We start from the raw sequence: 16,172 nt of genomic DNA, 5'->3' as shown, positions 1-16,172 counted from the left end.
TTCCATTTATTCCAAGAGAAGAGGATATGATTCTTCGACCGAGTATATCTGACCGTTCGCTCCGCTGCGACTAGAAAATAAATGGAATTCCGACACTGGAACTATGTCGGTTTGGAATTGGGAAAATTCATTTAAATACAGATCCAAACGTTTTTCAGGAGTTCTTTTGAATCTTCCAATCGTTATATGAGGCCTATAATCCCTTTTATCAATAGAGAAACCTTCTCTTCTAAGAGTAGATTCTAAAACCTTTTGGAGTCTTTTCAGCTCTTCTGAAAGTGTTACACCTGCATAGAGGATCTCTGGAAATTTATTACCAAAGAAGCCTACTCCCTTGATCTCCAAAGAAAAACTTTTTTCCGATACTTGACCGCAGATCTCTGAAACCTTTTCGATCTCTTCCGGTTTTAACTCTCCCAGAAAGACCAGGGTGGCATGAAAATTTTCCGGAGAAACCCAGCGGATCTCTTCCAGCCCGAAACAAATTTTTTCCAGATCCGATTTTATGGGATCCGGAAGAACCAATCCTAAAAAACTTCTCATTCGAAATCTACTCCAGAAACCCTTCTAATTCCTCTAAGCGAATTTACTAAAATGATCTTGGACGCGAGACTTAGATCATCTTTAGAAATTTTCTTTTCCTTAGCTTTTAATTTTCGAACCAATTGTTTTCGGGCAACTCCAGGAAGAATTCCTTCTTCTAAAGAGGGAGTGACCCATTCTTCATTTAAGAAAAGAAAAATAGAATGAATTGCTCCTTCCGTCAGATAACCTTCTTTGTTTGTGTAAATTTGATCCAGATAACCTTTCGAAACTGCAGATTCATAACCGGTTGAAAAGAGTTCCCTGATATTTGTCTTATGATAAAAAAACCGATTTTTTTTATTGGTAGAAGTTCCGCTGAAAAGAACCTTCCCTTCTTTGGGGCCTGGATGAAATTCGGAAACTTCTGATTGGAATTCTCCATTTCGCGAAAGAATAATTTTCACTCTATACTTTTTGTCGGAAGAAATATTAGTCTCAATATCCTTAACTGCGGATTCCCATCCTTCTTCCTTCCAAACGAACCCGAATTCTTTTGCGGATGTTCTCATTCTTTCTTTATGATCTTCTAAAAAATAAATCTTTCTTCTTTTACAAATTGCAGTCGTGAACAAGTGAAAGTTCTCTTTTGTATCGTTCAGAAACTTTGCCTTGGACCAACATTCTTCCCATTCCGCATTCGGATCGGAACCGATCGTAATTCCGGAACCTACACCCATTCTTCCTTTTTTTTGTCCGGAAGGATCTTGTAAGAATTCAAGAGTGCGGATCGCGATGGAAGAAATTTCTTTTTGGGGAGAAAGATAGAATATTCCACCGGTATAAACTCCTCTCTTTTCTTCCAAAGTACGGATGATCTCTGAAGATCTTTTTTTAGGAGCCCCTGTGATAGAACCTCCTGGAAACAATGCTTCTAAAATATCAGTCCATTTTATTTCCGAAGAAAGTTCTGATCTTACCTCGCTGGTCATCTGGAAAACTGTAGGATATTCTTCGATTGAAAAAAGTTTAGAGACACTGACTGAACCTGGCAAAGAAATCCTTCCCAAATCGTTTCGGAGAAGATCGGTAATCATCAAATTTTCCGCTTTGTCTTTTTCCGAATCGGAAAGTTCCAATTTCAATTTTTGATCTTCTGCGAGATCTTTTCCTCTGGGTCTTGTTCCTTTCATAGGAACAGTTCTGATTTGATTCAATTTTCTTTCCCAAAATAGTTCAGGAGAGAAGGAAAGAATATCTCTTTGTATCTGAATGGAATCTCCGGTATGTATCCAAGCCTCGTATGGAACGGGCTGTTTTTTTCTGAGTTCGAAAAACAATCTTCCGATAGAACCTTCTAATTCTATCTGTAGGGGAAATGTAAAATTGACCTGATAAACATCACCTTCGTAGAGAAAGTTCCGGATCTTGTAAAAGATCTCTTGGTATTCTTTGAGATCCATCTCGGATCCGATTTTTGCAGAATAACCTTTATCCTTAAATTTTGATTCCCATTCCGAAATTTCCGTAGGGTTTAAGGTCCTCCGCTCAGAAAAAATTCCGAACCAAAGGAGTGGATCTTCCGAAACTTCTTCCATATTGTCAGGATTTAAAAACAAATCTCCGGCTTCGTAGGAGATCCAACCGGCCGCATGGTATCCTTGTGAGACCTTGTTTTGAATTTCTAAGAGGAATTTCCTTGCTTCACTTCGTCGATTAGTAGTAAGAATCTCATTCGGCTCCGTAAGAACTAGACGTCCCTCTTCAGAGAAACCTTCCCCTAAATAAATAAAGGGTTTCCTGGAGTTTTGAAATAGATCGGAAATCATTGGATAAGGTCTTAAAACCTTATTCTCAGCTGCTTCCGAATCCTAAAAGCGAAATGAATAAGATTCTAAGATTAATGTTATATCGATCCCTAAAATTCTTTAAAACCCCTGCCAAATTTCTTCTGGTAACTTCTGTTTATTTTCTTTTGGGAAAATTCGGAGAATCTTTCGGGACTTTTTCGGATTACGCGTCCCCCATATGGCCTGCATCCGGCTGGGGGTTAGTCACTCCTTTATTATTCGGAAGAGTTTCTTATCTAGGGATTTTCACAGGTTCCTTTTTATACAATTGCCAGATCCGGCATGAGGATCTTCCGGGACAGGAACTAAGTATTTATTTTGGAGCAGCAGCACTGATTGCCTGCGGAAGCACATTACAATCTTTCACAGGAGCTTATTTATATAAAAAATTTATTCCTGGATTAGATCTTACGAAAAACACCTCCTTCGTTCTTAGATTCCTTTGGATAGAAACATTAGTTTGTATTATCGCGGCGACAATCGCATGTTCAGGACTTCTAGTTTTAGGAATACTGGATATAAATTCACTTTTTCCTACATGGATCATTTGGTGGATGGGGGATTCTTTAGGAGTATTCGTATACTTTCCGTTTTTTTTAAGTTGGTTAGGACCGGGAGTCGCGAGATTCCAAGTACATTCTTGGAAAGAAAGTGTGGGACTAGTCTCCTTCTTGATTTTATTAGGAGGAGGGATCGTTTACTTTTTCAGCATCAATGAAGTTCCTGCATACTTTCCTCTTTCTTATCTTCTGATCGCAGTCATTTCACTTGTTTCTCTCAGATTCGGCGGAAGAGAATCTTCTCTCATACTCATCATCGTTTCCATCATAGCGATATTAGGAACAGCAAAAGGAAATTCATATAATTTTCCCGCTTCACAAGAAGTTTCCCTTCTTCTTTTACAAAGTTTTCTTTCCGCTATCTCAATCGCTTCCCTTCTGGCTTTGTCGGTAGTAAAAGAAAGAATCGATGCACAAGAAGAGATCTATCAATCGCATAAAAGATTAGAAGGATTAGTCGCAGAAAGGACCCAAGAATTGGATCGCTCCTATCGATTTTTAGGAGCAAGCGAGGCGATCTATAAAGGTTTATTCGAGAATGTCCCGATCGCAATTTTAGAATGTGATTACTCTGAGGTAAAAAGAATGCTCGGGGAATTACCTAAAATGTCCAGAAAGGAATTTACTAAATTCCTGAAGACGAATCCCAAATTCGTTTCTGAATGTTATGAAACTGTAAGTGTAGTAGATGCGAATAAAGAATCCGTTCGATTATTCCATGCAAGTTCAAAGGAAGAAGTCTTATTTCTTGCCAGGAATTTTTTCCGAAAAGGAAACGATCATTATTTCAAAAAACTTCTGACCCGAATTCGTTTTGGAGCAAGAGTTCTTCATACAGAAACTACATTATCCACTTGCAACGGAAAACAATTCGAAGCATCCATTCGTTGGTCCTTGGCACCGGAATTCGAAGACACATTCTCTTCTACCATTATTACTGTTACGGAGATAACTGATAAAAAACAGGCTGAGAGACAGTTAAAATCTTCCTTAAAAGAAAAAGAAGTGATGTTGAAAGAGATCCATCACAGAGTAAAAAACAATCTCCAGGTGATTTCCAGTTTATTTAATCTTCAGTCGGAATACGAAAACGATCCTAAGATTCACGAAGCATTTACTGAAAGCCAAAACAGGATCCAGACCATGGCGTTGATCCATGACGAGTTATACCAATCTAACGATCTGGGAAATGTAGAATTTTCAGGTTATTCCAAAAGGCTTGTGGAGAAGATCAGGTCTGCCTATAAGATCGGAGCGGAAACAAGAGTGGATGTGATATCAAGCCCTATCCATTTAGAGATCAGCATTGCGATTCCGCTCGGACTTGCGTTGAATGAATTACTTACAAATTCTTTCAAATATGCATTCCCTCATAATTTTTCTCCTACGGATGAAAGGCCAAAGATTCAAGTCAGGCTTCAGAAAAAGGAAAATGTAGTAACCTTAGAAGTTTCAGACAACGGAGTCGGTTTGCCGAACGAGTTGAATCCGATCGCAACTCACTCTTTCGGATTAACCCTGGTCCAAGTCCTAACTAAACAACTGAAAGGAAAATTGGATTTTTCCAGTTCCAAAGATCATGGAGCCAGTTTCCAAATCCGTTTTGAACTTCCGAATTAGGAAAATTTCTTGCGAACTAGTTCTCCAAATCAGAGTAAGGAGAACATGAGAACAAAGCCTCCTAGTCCGATCGCCAACAGGGCAGAAGCAAGAAGAGAACAGATCCTGGAAGCAGCATTGGATGTATTCTCCGAAAAAGGATACCACGAGGCAGGGATCGCAGACATAGCCGGAAAATTAAACATAGGTCATGGTACCTGTTACCGTTATTTTAAGAATAAATTAGATATCTTACATGCACTAGTGGATCGGATCCTTCTTGGGTTATTAGAAGTAGTCCGTAAAGAAAGTCCTGAAAAATCAAACACTATAGAAGAATACAGAAACCAGATCAAGAATATCGGTTGGGAACTATTTCAACTTTTCAGTAAAGACCCAAGGCAAGCAAAGATCGTTTTTTTCGAAGCGATGGCATTGGATGAAACTGTAAAAAGAAAAGTACAACTTGGAATAGATAAAAGTGCCAGGCTTACTGAGTTATACCTGAAGAATGGTGTGAAAAAAGGATTTTTAAGAAAAGAATTGGATACTCGAATCGCATCCCAAGCCGTAAATGCGATGATGTTCGAAGGAATTAGGATCAATCTATCTTCCAAAGTAGATTCTAAATTTGCAAAACGTTGGCTGGAAGAAATGCCCACTCTTATGTTAGAAGGAATGGGCAAACGTTAAATTCAAATTTTATAATATAAGGAACTCCACAAGATCTTTTGCAGTAATATCCGGGATTTCTTCCATAGGAATATGACCTGCCCCTTCATAAGAAATGAACTTAGAATTCTGGAGATCCTTAGTCCAATTCTGTGCATATTCCAATTTTAACCAATGATCTTCTTTTCCCCACATAACCAAGGTCGGAGTTTTTACCAGTTTGATCCCTTCTGAAATTTTAGGATCAGTAAACTTCTCCCTGGCAGTCCTGAAAAAATAATTATAAGCCTGCCTGTTTCCTTCTCTTCTAGAAAGATCCACATATCTTGTTTTGATCTCAGGCGTGATCTTTGTAGGATCTCCGTAAACTTCATCTACACTTTTTTCCACCATAAAACTTGGCAGCATATGACGTGCAAATGGACTTACGATAGGATTACTTCCCAATGCAATCATAGGAGGCATAGGTTGCGCATATCCGGCCGCATCTATCAATACCAATTTTTGAACTTTATTAGGATATTTTAATACATAATTCCAGGAGATATAACCTCCCATAGAATTCCCTACCAAATAGAAAGAATCCACTTTTAGATATTCCAGGAATTTGTTCAGGACTTCTACACCTTCTTCCAAATTCAACTTCTCCAAATCGCTCGGAGGGCCTGTAAGACCATGACCAGGAAGATCGATGCGGATCACTCTATAACGAGACTTTAATAATTCTGCCCAAGAATCCCATGTATGCAATGAAGAACATACACCATGTAATAATATGATTACAGGTCCTTGGCCCTCGTCTCTATAATGGATATTTAAATCCCCAATCGGAGCGTACTTGGATTCCGAGTTCGCATATTTTGTTTTCAAATCCTCTAAGGACTCGGAGCCGACCCCTAAAAATCTACAATCAAGTAGAATGATGAGAAGTAACATTAAGCTTATTGTTGTTCTTTTCATAATTTCCCTGTTTAATGAAAATTCCCAACCCAATCGGAATGACAGATAAGTCATTTCCGCTTCAAAGTAAAACACGTTTTTCTTTGAAATTTTTCGATTTCCCCTATTGACAAAAACTGAATGACATGTCATTCTTATATCTAATTAAGGTGAGGAGATTTTAATCCAATGGTTCAAGTGGATGTTTTTTGGGCCTACGGCCTGGGAGCCGGTTATGCAATGGCCGCAGCTCGCCAAATTAAAAAATTGCAGGCAGGAGAGACAACGCCAGGTTCTATTCCTTCCATAAAAAAAGAGGAGGAGAAGGTCCCATTTTGGAAGAATACCTATTTCATCTCGAACCTTCTTTATTTAGGTTTATTATTCGCCCCATCCGGTCTCTACCTTGTCTGGCAGTTTACTAGTTGGGAAACAATGCATGCTGGAGATAAGACAATGCCTGGTTGGCTTGTGGCTTTATTCGGTTTAACGAATATCTCCCAAGGGATCTTAGGTTTCTGGGTTGTTTGGAAATTGATCGAAGCAGGGAAAAATTTCTTAGCTTATCTGCAAGTTCCTGCGGGATATTTTGGAATGTTCTTCATTCTAGTTCATGGATGGGACGGAACAGGTTATAAAAGATTTTTCTCAGAGTCCGTGGAACAATTCCACACATGGACCTGGGGAACAGCAATCAACTGGCTAACCTCTGATGTTGCGATCACTTTATATGCGATGGGCGTGATCTTAATTCCAGTTCTGATCGTTTCACTTCTAAAGATCGAAAAAGAAGGTTGGGAATTAGGTGGCTCCGGAGAATTTTCCGTTAGAAAATCCCCTTCCGGTTTTGCTTCTACAATTGCGTTCTTAGCAACTGTGTTCGTGGGTGCATTGGGATTTGCGATCATCTCCAGCGTGATCATTCACCAATTAGGTTGGATCTTAGGGGCAATTGTTTCCGTTTTAGTGATTTATGCTTTAGGAATTTCTAAATTTGGATTATTCCAAATTTTCTATAAAACTGTTTTACAATCGGAAACTGAAACTGGTGGCAAACTACAAAGTGTTCGTTCTGCTGCCTAAGATACGTCTTCTTTAGAACCGTTCAAATTTTTCGCTCTGGCGGGTTTAATCCCCCAGAGCTTTTTTGTATTCTGCAATTAGAAGATCCGGATTTTCTCTTCCGATAGAAATTCGGATCAGGCTTGGATCCAATCCTACTTCTCGTAAAAATCCTCTACCTGCTTCTGTAGATACTAACTCGTAATGTGCCAAATACATATACAACATGTTCAGAGTGAACTCAGTTCCGAAGCTTGGCCCCTTTAGCAACCTTAAAGAATTATAAAATGGTTCCAAAGGAACTCCAGGCTCGATCGTGATCACTCCACAATGAAGATCTTTATCTCTTGCGATCTTGGAAAAATTTCCGTGATTTTCTTCGGAACCACTCCAATGAACTGCTTTGATCTTAGGATGATCAGAGAAGAAGTTTGCAAGCTTTGCAGCATTCCTTCCGATCTCTTTTACCCTTTCAACATACCCTTCTAATTCGAAGGACATACGTTCGCAGTCTCTGATATAAGGAGTTTCTAAAAACTCAGGAGAATCCTTTTTCAAACTCTCAAAATAAGGAGAAGAAGGATTCAAAAATAAAGCACCCATCATTACATCAGCATGTCCAGATGCGAACTTGGTTAAACTTTCTACGATCACATCCGCATACGGAGAAAGATCCACAACTGCGGAACCCGCTACGGAAATATCGGCCACCAAAGGAATCCCGTATTTTTCCAAAAGTTTTTTGAGTTCAGGATAATCCGGAACTTGGATAAGTGGATTTGTAGGAGACTCAGTAAGGATTGCTGCTACTCGATGGCCTTCTTTAGAAAGGAATTCTTCTAATTCTTTTAGATCGACTACATCATGGAATATATGAGAACCTCTAGAATATTTTTCTAATATTCTAATATTATCCACATACAACCATCCGAGTCTGAGCCAGATATCTTTCCCTTCTTTTGCACGAATTTTATCCAATGCTCTAAAAGATGCATAAACTGCATTCATTCCGGAAGTTGCTAAATATACTTGCAGATCTTTTCCCGGATATAAAGAGGATAATGATGCTTCTACCTTATCATAAGGTTTTTCTTTTCTGGATTCTTCTTTGTATATAGAATCTATAAGTCCTTTTTTGAATAAGTAATCTTCTGCCTTGCGAGAAGATAATAAACATCCCGTATGTTGGATGAAGGATAATATTTTGGATTCGTTTTCTTTATCGGAAGGTATTGTTAAAGTGATGATACCTTCGTCTTCTATGATTCTTGCACCTTTTACTTTGAAGAATGAAACAATATGTTCGGCGGCTTTGCGGGAGTTTACGATAAACTGAGGACCGTCGACTGCGTTGGTCTCTCTATTATAATCTAAAATTTTTTCGATATAAGCATGAGCTACAAATCGAGGATATCCCGCTTTTAATCTGGAAAGAGTTTCGGTTCTTTTTTCTTCGTATCCGATTACATCAGCGACTTCCGGAAGGCTCATGGAAACCGCGTGTATATTTTCAAATGGTATTCTTTCCCCGCAGATCCTACGATGCGGTTCTTCTATCTCTAGTATCATACTCTGATTACCATCGCAAAATTTTAGGCTGAAACATCAACTTTATTCGGTTGGACGAACAGAAGTCTAAAACGGTTCTAATTTGCCTGTGAATTTGCGAGGCGTTTGACTCTATCTTCTTCCGTTAAGGCGTTGATCAAGTCGTCCAGATCACCTTCCATTATAGCAGAAAGATTATGACTAGTGAATCCGATCCGATGATCCGTACATCTTCCTTGCGGAAAATTATACGTTCGTATTCTTTCGGATCTGTCTCCTGAACCCACCATCTGTTTTTTTAGAGCATCAGCTGCGGCCTTCTTTTCTTCCGCCTGTTTTTCTAATATCCTAGCACTTAAGATCCTCATCGCTTTTGCTTTGTTCTTGTGTTGGGATTTTTCATCCTGACATGCAACTGCGATACCTGTTGGAATGTGAGTGATACGAACCGCAGAGTCAGTAGTGTTGACGTGCTGTCCGCCAGAACCGGAAGAACGATATACATCCACTCTCAGATCGTTTTCGTTTATATTGATCTCAGACTCTTCTGCTTCCGGTAAAACTGCAACAGTCACAGCACTTGTGTGAATCCTACCTCCGGATTCAGTTGCAGGAATTCTTTGCACTCTATGAGTTCCTGCTTCGAATTTAAAAAGATCGTAAGCTTTATCATTCTCCATCGCGAAGATGATCTCTTTTAATCCGCCTATCCCGGTAGGAGAAGAATCTATGATCTCATGACGGATGCCTTGCTTGTCCGCATACTTAGTGTACATTCTAAATAGGTCGGAGACGAATAATCCAGCTTCTTCTCCACCGGTCCCTGCTCTTATTTCGAGAAGTATATTTTTGCCTGAATTCGGATCAGGAGGAAGAAGTAGGATTTCCAACTCCTTCTCCAAACTTTCTATCCTTTCTTCCGCTTCTTTGCGCTCTTCTTCGTACATGGAGCGCATATCCCCGTCTTTTTCGGTTTTTAAAAGTTCTTCAGCGTCTTTTTTGTTCTGAATTAATTTTTGGTATTCGGTAATTTTATCGAATAAGGGCGTGAGTCGGGAACGTTCCTTATAAAGTCGTTTTAAATCATCCGGATTGGACGCGGTTGTGAGTTCGTCCGATATTTTGAGGTATTTTTGTTGTATTTTTTCTAGTCTGTCTAACATAGAAACCGTATCCCATTGCCTTGGTACCTTACTCCTCTACATGGAAAACTACAATTCGATTCTCTCAGCAGTTTCCGATCAGATACTGAATCTTTTATCCGGTCTGCATTCCTATCGTAGCCCCTATGCGAAAACCATAGGATCGCCTGATGAGCTCATCCAAGAGCTAACCCAGAAATCTTCTCTCCAAACAGGAGCAGCGAGCGCCGCTCTCGCCCTTCCCCAAGGACGTTTGGGACTTGTGACATTGGCTCCCGAAATTATTTTAGTCTTAAGGCTCCAAGGTAAATTGGTAAAAGACATCGCCGCTTTATACGGAAAAGAGCATCAGGTTACACCGGAACTTATGGCTTATTGTTTATTCAAGGACAAGACCTCATTTTTCAGAAATGTTCTCAAAGATGTTGGAGCAAGAGTTTTGATCCGACCTATGGCTTGGAAACTTCTGCAAGAAGCAACCTATCAAATTGCAAAAAGTTTGATTAAAGGGAAGAAGTTTGCAAAACCTAAAAACGGATTTTGGCTCCCAATTTTCGGATCCTTACTTTCTGGAGGATATTCCTTTTTGGAAACTCGTAATGTAGCCTCCAGAGCACAGAAATTATTTTCTAAAGATATTATTAGCGTCCAGTCGGACGAGCCATGGGCTGAGGAAACTGCCTGAACTCAAAATCTAAGTTCTATCGAATGTTCAGAATCTTATCTTTCTTATTACTGGTTTTTCTTTCCTGGAACTGTAAAAGTAAACAGGAAAGTTTAATAGAAGAGATCCAAGAGTTACTGGAAGAGCAAAGTTATGAAAAAGCCTCCGGCATGCTAAAGGATTATCTGGTAAAACCTAAATCAGACGACGAAGTTCTTTCTTCCGAAAAACCCGAAACCCCAAGAATAGTCGAACTCTCTTACGACCGAAAAAGATTAGTTTATCTGGAAGATAGTAAATTAATTTGGAGAGATGCAAGCGATGGATCTAATGGCTCTAAAAGTTTAGATGAGGTTCCTGCGTCTCTTGCAGTTTCCTTAAACGCAAACTTCGCTTTGGCAGAATATCCGATGACAAACGGTTGCCGCTTGTTTGCTATATCATTAAAAAATAATGATCTTCTGTATGAATCAGGCGCACAAATATCTTGTAGGAACAGAGGTGGGATCTCAGACGATGGTTCCAAAATTTACTACTTCGTAGACAACCAACTCTATGAAGAAAAAACAGTAGAACCAAGAACTCCTAAACTAATTGTCTCTAAAGAAAAAATCGTTCCACCTTTTACAGGACTCAAAGCAAGATTCTATCTTTATCCGATCGGAAAAGATTTCTTGCTCTTCTCCGGAAACGCAGGCTCTTATTATTTATACTATTTCCAACCGGAAAAGAAATCAGTGGAAAAAATAGACCAAGAAGTCATCAGCCCATTGATCTATTATGGCACCGGCGACTCCGCATATTATCTAGGCGGCTCCATAGGCAGGCTTCATTTAAGAAGGTTACAATTCGGAAAAGGCAAACCTTCTAGCAGTAAACTATTCACGATCAGCAGAAAAGAAATCAATCCTTGGAAACTTCCGGGTAAGAATGAATTCGTTTCTAATTATTCAGGCAAAGTCCATCTTTGGGGACCTTCTCGCAAAAGCCAGGTTTTACCTTTACTTTGTGAAAGGATCTGGCTTGTGGATCAGAACAAAGTTCTTTGCGAGAATGAAAAAGGCGGACTATATCTAACAAATTTGGAGTTTCCAGAAGAAGATTGGAGAATCCTCAAATTGTACGAAGAAGCAAGAGACAAATAATTCTTTAGAAAAAGATATTAATAATCAGGTTTCCTTTTTGGCCTTCTATCGGCTCAGGGGAACCATAACGAGTCTTTGCAAAACTTTTTGCCGGAAATTCTTGATCCCATACTTTTCCGGAAAACTGAACTTGTCCGCTGGATTCAAAAGAAGAATTTTTAATCCATTCTCTAAACTTACCTTCGTCTTCTTGGGAACCAAGTCCGATCAATTTGTTTACATAAGTTTTCTTAACAATCTCTTCCATTTGGGGAGATTTTAGATCTTCTGTGAATAAGATCCCTAATCTACCAGAAGGAAGATTTGCTACCCAGACCTCGGGAAGAATTTCTTTTTCAGAACCCACAACCTGTGCGTCTGTTGATTTTTGGGAAGAAGTCCTAAGTAAAGAACCTTCTAAAAATTTTCCGGAAGGATCGAATATGTATGCTCTTTCTTGCCACTCGCCAGGTTTGATAGAAAGTTTTCCTTCTTTCACTTCAGGAGAAGGTAAACAAATGGATCCTGCTAAGATAGAGACTCCATACATCTTTGCCAGGTCTCCGAAAATCCTTTCGTATCTTTCTTTGGAATCTTGTGCGATCGAAAAAGAAACAGCTTCTCCATCCAATACATGAGAGAAATTCTTAATAGAGATCCTTTGGAAGAATAAAGCCCAGTTCCAAGCAGAGTCAATATTCTCCGAATCCAAAAGTTCCTTCCTGGAATCCATTAGGAAAAAGTAATTCCCTATTTCCGGAGGAAATGCAACGACAGTCGAACTTTGGAGCCAGCCTTTCTCTTTTGCAAGAGCAAGTGGTTCTTCTAGCCAGGCCCTGAATCTGTCTTCTCTAGTAAAATATTCAGGTTTGAATTCCAACTGAACTATGAGTAAATTTCCTGACCTTCTATCCCAACCTAAAGAAACGGATTTTGTTTCTTTTTTAGAGATCCTTTTTTGGAATTCTTCTTCGCTTAAAGAAACTCCAGAGAGAAGCCATCCGATAAATGCAAAAATCGGAACTAAAACTAAGGAAGCGAGTGCATTCCTAACGAACGGGCTCATACCAACCAACCTTTGGGATTTAATTTACCATCAGGTATCTGAGGAACATATTCTTTTTGGTATAATTGCAGAGCATCCAACATGTATTCGAAAAATAAAGGTTTTGGATCGTAAGTGGCAGCATCTACCCAAGCAATATAATCATGCTCGTCGGAAAGAGTAATCTCTCCCGATACAAATTCTCCATGATAAGCTACGATAACGCATGGATGATTTCCATCACTGACTCTATGTTTATGGATTAGGATAGGCCGAGGGTGGATCTTGATCTCACAAGATTCTCCCATTTCTTCTTTTAACTCTCTGGACAAACTTTCCAACCAGTCTCCGTAAAATTCGTCCTCGTTCATTCTTCCACCGGGAAGATCCCCGAATCCGGATTTGCGGTCTCTAAGAATGAGAAGTTCCTTTCCTTTTCTCAAAAAAACCTTTTGTGTGATTTGAAAAAAACCGTGTTTGCTCAAAGCCATCCTCGCAAGTCACTAAATACTCGCTCAGGAAGCTTTATGCCTGACAACCACTTTTATATTCTCCGGTTTTCTTGCGTCTGTGTACGCTTCCGGAATAGATCTGGAATCGAATTCTTTGCTGATCAAGTTTTCAGAAACAGATTTTAAAAATCCGGGCTCGGATACAAGAAGCTCCCTTGTCCGAACAAAGTCCCCACATCTACTTGTGCTCAAAATTCCACCGCCTGTAATCCAATCTAAAAATAAATTGGATTCTCGCTCTGCAGACTTGGAGATCAGAATAAAACCTCTTGGCCGAACCAAGGATTTTTCTTCCTTCTTATCTGGACGTATCACTAAGTCTAGCTCGGAAGAAGAATCTAGGATTGCAAAATCGAATCTAGGTAGGTCGCCTGTAAAGTTTACAGACTCTAGGAATTTATTACCTTCTTCAATCGAACCTTTAAAGATCCGAATCTGATCCTTCTTTTCCAGATCATCTAATAATTCTTTCTCTTTTTTGTTTAAGGAAGCAGAAGAAGAAACATACACCCAAGCGGGAGTACTTGTTGAAATCCCCCAAACCAAATCCAAAAAGCCAGATCTAAGATTTGTAACGGAAATCTCATCCACCACTAGCTCGGTGAGATGTGTAATTCCAAGAGAAGCCTGGCCGTTCGTAGTTTTTCTATGAATTTCTTTATAGGTAAGATAAATGCTAGTTTCTAATCCGGAAATTGAACCGGTAGTATCAAATACTAGATCGAAAGAATGTTTGTAATCGGACCAAGATGCGATTGTTGGAACTCCTACATTTCTCTCAAATAATAGCCCTTCTACTACTTTCTCCTCTCCCAAATTCGAAAAGTATAAGACTTGATCGGCTCCCATTCTCAAAGATAGATCCGCTAAGTTTTGGTGTCGGACGAAAGAAACAATTTTATAGTTTAAATTGTTTCTCTTTCTATATAGATCTAAAGCAGCGATTACTAAAGAGCCCAAACGCCTTGGACCTAAAACTGCGATCTTTTTGAGATCCGATCCGGCCCTATGAAGAGAAACTTCTACACCATGCAATGAGGCAGCGAAAGGCTCTAATAGAACCGCTTCCATATCTCCTAGTTGTTTTGTTTCGACTAGGTTTCCTTTGGGTGCGAGTATATAAGGTCCGAATCCTCCAGGCAGACGATCTATTCCCAAAACCATTCTGGTCGGGCTATGTGTTGGAATTCCAACTTGGCAAAAAGGATCCGCTTCTTCTCCCCTGGAAACTACTGTATCATTAATTTCTAATACGTATTTTTTACCTGTAAGATAATCGGATGCAACTACTTCGTGTCCAATGATCTGAGGAAGTGGAAAAGGCAAAAATCTGCGGTCTAAATCCGTTGAGCAGATCCCACAAAGTTCCGTTTTGAGAAGTCTATAACCTTTTCCAAGTTCTAAATAAGGAGAAGAATTTCGCAAGATCTGCCAGCCAGATTCTTCCGAACCTTTCATTTCATAAACTGAATTGGAGAAAGAATCGTTTGAATTGTATTCGTAAGCAGTAAATTGAACTTCTATCAATTATCTCGCCCCGACAAAAAATCCTAAGATCAAGAGTAAGACGACAAATACTAAGTTTAATGCAAATCCAGTGTGTAGCTCTCGTTTGATCTTATTATTTAAAAAATATGCAGTGAATACAACAGAAATGAATCCACCTAAATGAGCCCAATGTGCCACCTGATCCCTGGAAAATAAATTGGTGATATCAGAATATACCATAAGCCAAGCCACTGCAAAAACAGGAAAAGGATAACTTCTCTTTCTAACTCGAATTGAAAAAGGAGAAAGTAAAGCGGCAACGGCTGCCAATCCAGACACAGCACCTGAGGCTCCAATAGCAGGTTGGTTTTCTCCCAAGATCATTCCTCTTACGAAAGAATCCAAACCGCCGGAAACAAGTGCGCCCATAAAAAAGAAAAGTAGCCATTTTGCTTGGCCGACTTTATATTCTACGATCCTTCCTAAGAAAAATAGAAAGATCATATTCCAAAATAAATGGGTGAAGTCGGCATGTAAGAAAACCATTCCAATCCATTTCCAAGGATAAAATTCCCCAGGCCGACTGATAAAGAACGCGTTTATAATTTCTTCCGGAACAAATACGGTAAGAATAATTTGAGAAATGGTGATCAGAGCTACAATAAAAGCCGTTAGAGGAAATTCGAATAGAAAGGCCTTCATTTAGATCCTCTCTGGATATAATAATTCATATAAGCTTTAAGCATTGTTTTCAGCTCTTGTAAGATCCCATCAGCAAGTGCGCTATCTTGTCTTTCTCGGAGCCAACGGCTTAGAACAGAATCGGATACTTCTACCATGATCCGGGACATGACCATCATTTCCTCTTTTTTCTTCATCCAAGGAATGACTCCGAAAAATAACTCCGCTATAAAGTTGGCGATCGCCCTATTATTTTCTCTATCTATAATCACAAGTTCAGGATCTAAGTTTTTATTCGACCACATCGGTATAAACCCGGGCTCGGATTTATAAAGTTGAGCAAATGCATCTATGAGTTTATCTACAAGATTTTCCCATTCAGTTTTGCTTGGAGAAGTTTCCAGAAAATTCAATATCATCGAATTCACTCTTTCCAAATGCCTTTGCCCGACAGCTTTTAGGATGGCGTGTTTATTTGGAAAATATTGATATAAAGAACCGATAGGTATGCCAGCTCTTTGCGCAATCAGATTTGTAGTAAGACCTTCTGTTCCAACCTCATCCAAAAGATCAGCGACTATATCCAGGATATACTCGACCCTCTCTATAGCTCTTTTTTGAGAAGGTGATTTTCTCAGATTTAGCTTAGAGTTTTTCTCTTTTTGTTTGGAAGCTATTGGCGCTTTCTTTTTTGCGATTTTGGGCAAAGACATTCCCCGGATTTAAGTCGGTTTCTTACTAAAGAACAGAAAACTTGGATTCTA

At 39.4% G+C, this 16,172-nt stretch carries 15 protein-coding genes; 5 read left to right on the top strand and 10 right to left on the bottom strand.

The window, feature by feature from the left end; all coding sequences use genetic code 11:
- Positions 1–6: 6 nt before the first annotated feature.
- A complete protein-coding gene (thpR, locus tag EHO65_RS10150) occupies positions 7–543 on the bottom strand; it encodes an RNA 2',3'-cyclic phosphodiesterase (protein WP_135773978.1) in 537 nt (178 codons plus the stop codon).
- Positions 540–2,351, bottom strand: coding sequence for an aminodeoxychorismate synthase component I (gene pabB / locus EHO65_RS10145; RefSeq protein ID WP_135773977.1), 1,812 nt, complete (start codon positions 2,349–2,351; stop codon positions 540–542). Before pabB ends, thpR begins: the two co-directional genes overlap by 4 nt.
- Before the next feature lie 53 nt (positions 2,352–2,404).
- On the opposite strand from pabB, the gene EHO65_RS10140 reads away from it, so the two are divergent.
- Positions 2,405–4,552 (top strand): histidine kinase dimerization/phosphoacceptor domain -containing protein, encoded by a 2,148-nt coding sequence (locus EHO65_RS10140; protein WP_244243497.1) that lies wholly within the window; start codon positions 2,405–2,407, stop codon positions 4,550–4,552.
- Between the two features lie 45 nt (positions 4,553–4,597).
- Positions 4,598–5,224 carry a TetR/AcrR family transcriptional regulator gene (locus tag EHO65_RS10135; protein ID WP_086447466.1) on the top strand — a complete coding sequence of 209 codons (627 nt, stop codon included), beginning with the start codon at positions 4,598–4,600 and terminating at the stop codon, positions 5,222–5,224.
- Positions 5,225–5,233: 9 nt separating this feature from the next.
- On the opposite strand, the gene EHO65_RS10130 is transcribed toward EHO65_RS10135, so the two are convergent.
- Positions 5,234–6,163, bottom strand: a complete 930-nt coding sequence (locus EHO65_RS10130; protein ID WP_244243496.1) for an alpha/beta fold hydrolase — start codon at positions 6,161–6,163, stop codon at positions 5,234–5,236.
- Positions 6,164–6,331: 168 nt separating this feature from the next.
- Between EHO65_RS10130 and EHO65_RS10125 the strand changes: the two genes are divergently transcribed.
- Complete coding sequence (locus EHO65_RS10125) at positions 6,332–7,225, top strand: hypothetical protein (protein WP_135773975.1); 894 nt, start codon at positions 6,332–6,334, stop codon at positions 7,223–7,225.
- Between the two features lie 45 nt (positions 7,226–7,270).
- Here the strand turns inward: EHO65_RS10125 and EHO65_RS10120 are convergent, their stop codons facing one another.
- Together EHO65_RS10120 and prfA are read right to left on the bottom strand one after the other, a co-directional pair.
- Positions 7,271–8,773 (bottom strand): aminotransferase class I/II-fold pyridoxal phosphate-dependent enzyme, encoded by a 1,503-nt coding sequence (locus tag EHO65_RS10120; protein WP_135773974.1) that lies wholly within the window; start codon positions 8,771–8,773, stop codon positions 7,271–7,273.
- Between the two features lie 77 nt (positions 8,774–8,850).
- Positions 8,851–9,915 (bottom strand): peptide chain release factor 1, encoded by a 1,065-nt coding sequence (gene prfA / locus EHO65_RS10115; RefSeq protein ID WP_100704773.1) that lies wholly within the window; start codon positions 9,913–9,915, stop codon positions 8,851–8,853.
- Positions 9,916–9,955: 40 nt separating this feature from the next.
- Between prfA and EHO65_RS10110 the strand changes: the two genes are divergently transcribed.
- Together EHO65_RS10110 and EHO65_RS10105 are read left to right on the top strand one after the other, a co-directional pair.
- Complete coding sequence (locus EHO65_RS10110) at positions 9,956–10,579, top strand: hypothetical protein (protein WP_135773973.1); 624 nt, start codon at positions 9,956–9,958, stop codon at positions 10,577–10,579.
- A 23-nt stretch (positions 10,580–10,602) separates the two neighbouring features.
- Positions 10,603–11,703 (top strand): hypothetical protein, encoded by a 1,101-nt coding sequence (locus EHO65_RS10105; protein WP_135773972.1) that lies wholly within the window; start codon positions 10,603–10,605, stop codon positions 11,701–11,703.
- Between the two features lie 4 nt (positions 11,704–11,707).
- Here EHO65_RS10105 and EHO65_RS10100 read toward each other — a convergent pair whose 3' ends face one another.
- From EHO65_RS10100 to EHO65_RS10080, 5 genes are read right to left on the bottom strand one after another with little or no spacing between them, the layout of a single operon-like run.
- Complete coding sequence (locus EHO65_RS10100) at positions 11,708–12,748, bottom strand: hypothetical protein (RefSeq protein ID WP_135773971.1); 1,041 nt, start codon at positions 12,746–12,748, stop codon at positions 11,708–11,710.
- The gene (locus tag EHO65_RS10095) at positions 12,745–13,212 is read right to left on the bottom strand and encodes an NUDIX hydrolase (protein ID WP_135773970.1); all 468 of its coding nucleotides are present in this window, start codon (positions 13,210–13,212) and stop codon (positions 12,745–12,747) included. The genes EHO65_RS10100 and EHO65_RS10095 overlap by 4 nt, the downstream gene beginning before the upstream one ends.
- A gap of 30 nt (positions 13,213–13,242) precedes the next feature.
- On the bottom strand, positions 13,243–14,766 hold the full coding sequence (locus EHO65_RS10090) for an alcohol dehydrogenase catalytic domain-containing protein (RefSeq protein WP_135773969.1): 1,524 nt from the start codon (positions 14,764–14,766) through the stop codon (positions 13,243–13,245).
- Positions 14,767–15,429 carry a rhomboid family intramembrane serine protease gene (locus tag EHO65_RS10085; RefSeq protein WP_135773968.1) on the bottom strand — a complete coding sequence of 221 codons (663 nt, stop codon included), beginning with the start codon at positions 15,427–15,429 and terminating at the stop codon, positions 14,767–14,769.
- Complete coding sequence (locus EHO65_RS10080) at positions 15,426–16,121, bottom strand: TetR/AcrR family transcriptional regulator (RefSeq protein WP_425269338.1); 696 nt, start codon at positions 16,119–16,121, stop codon at positions 15,426–15,428. Before EHO65_RS10080 ends, EHO65_RS10085 begins: the two co-directional genes overlap by 4 nt.
- Positions 16,122–16,172: the final 51 nt, after the last annotated feature.

This window comes from Leptospira andrefontaineae, assembly GCF_004770105.1.
GTDB classification, from domain to species: Bacteria; Spirochaetota; Leptospiria; order Leptospirales; family Leptospiraceae; genus Leptospira_B; species Leptospira_B andrefontaineae.
Note: the sequence above shows the minus strand (reverse complement) of the source record. Positions and strands in the feature narration are given on the sequence as shown.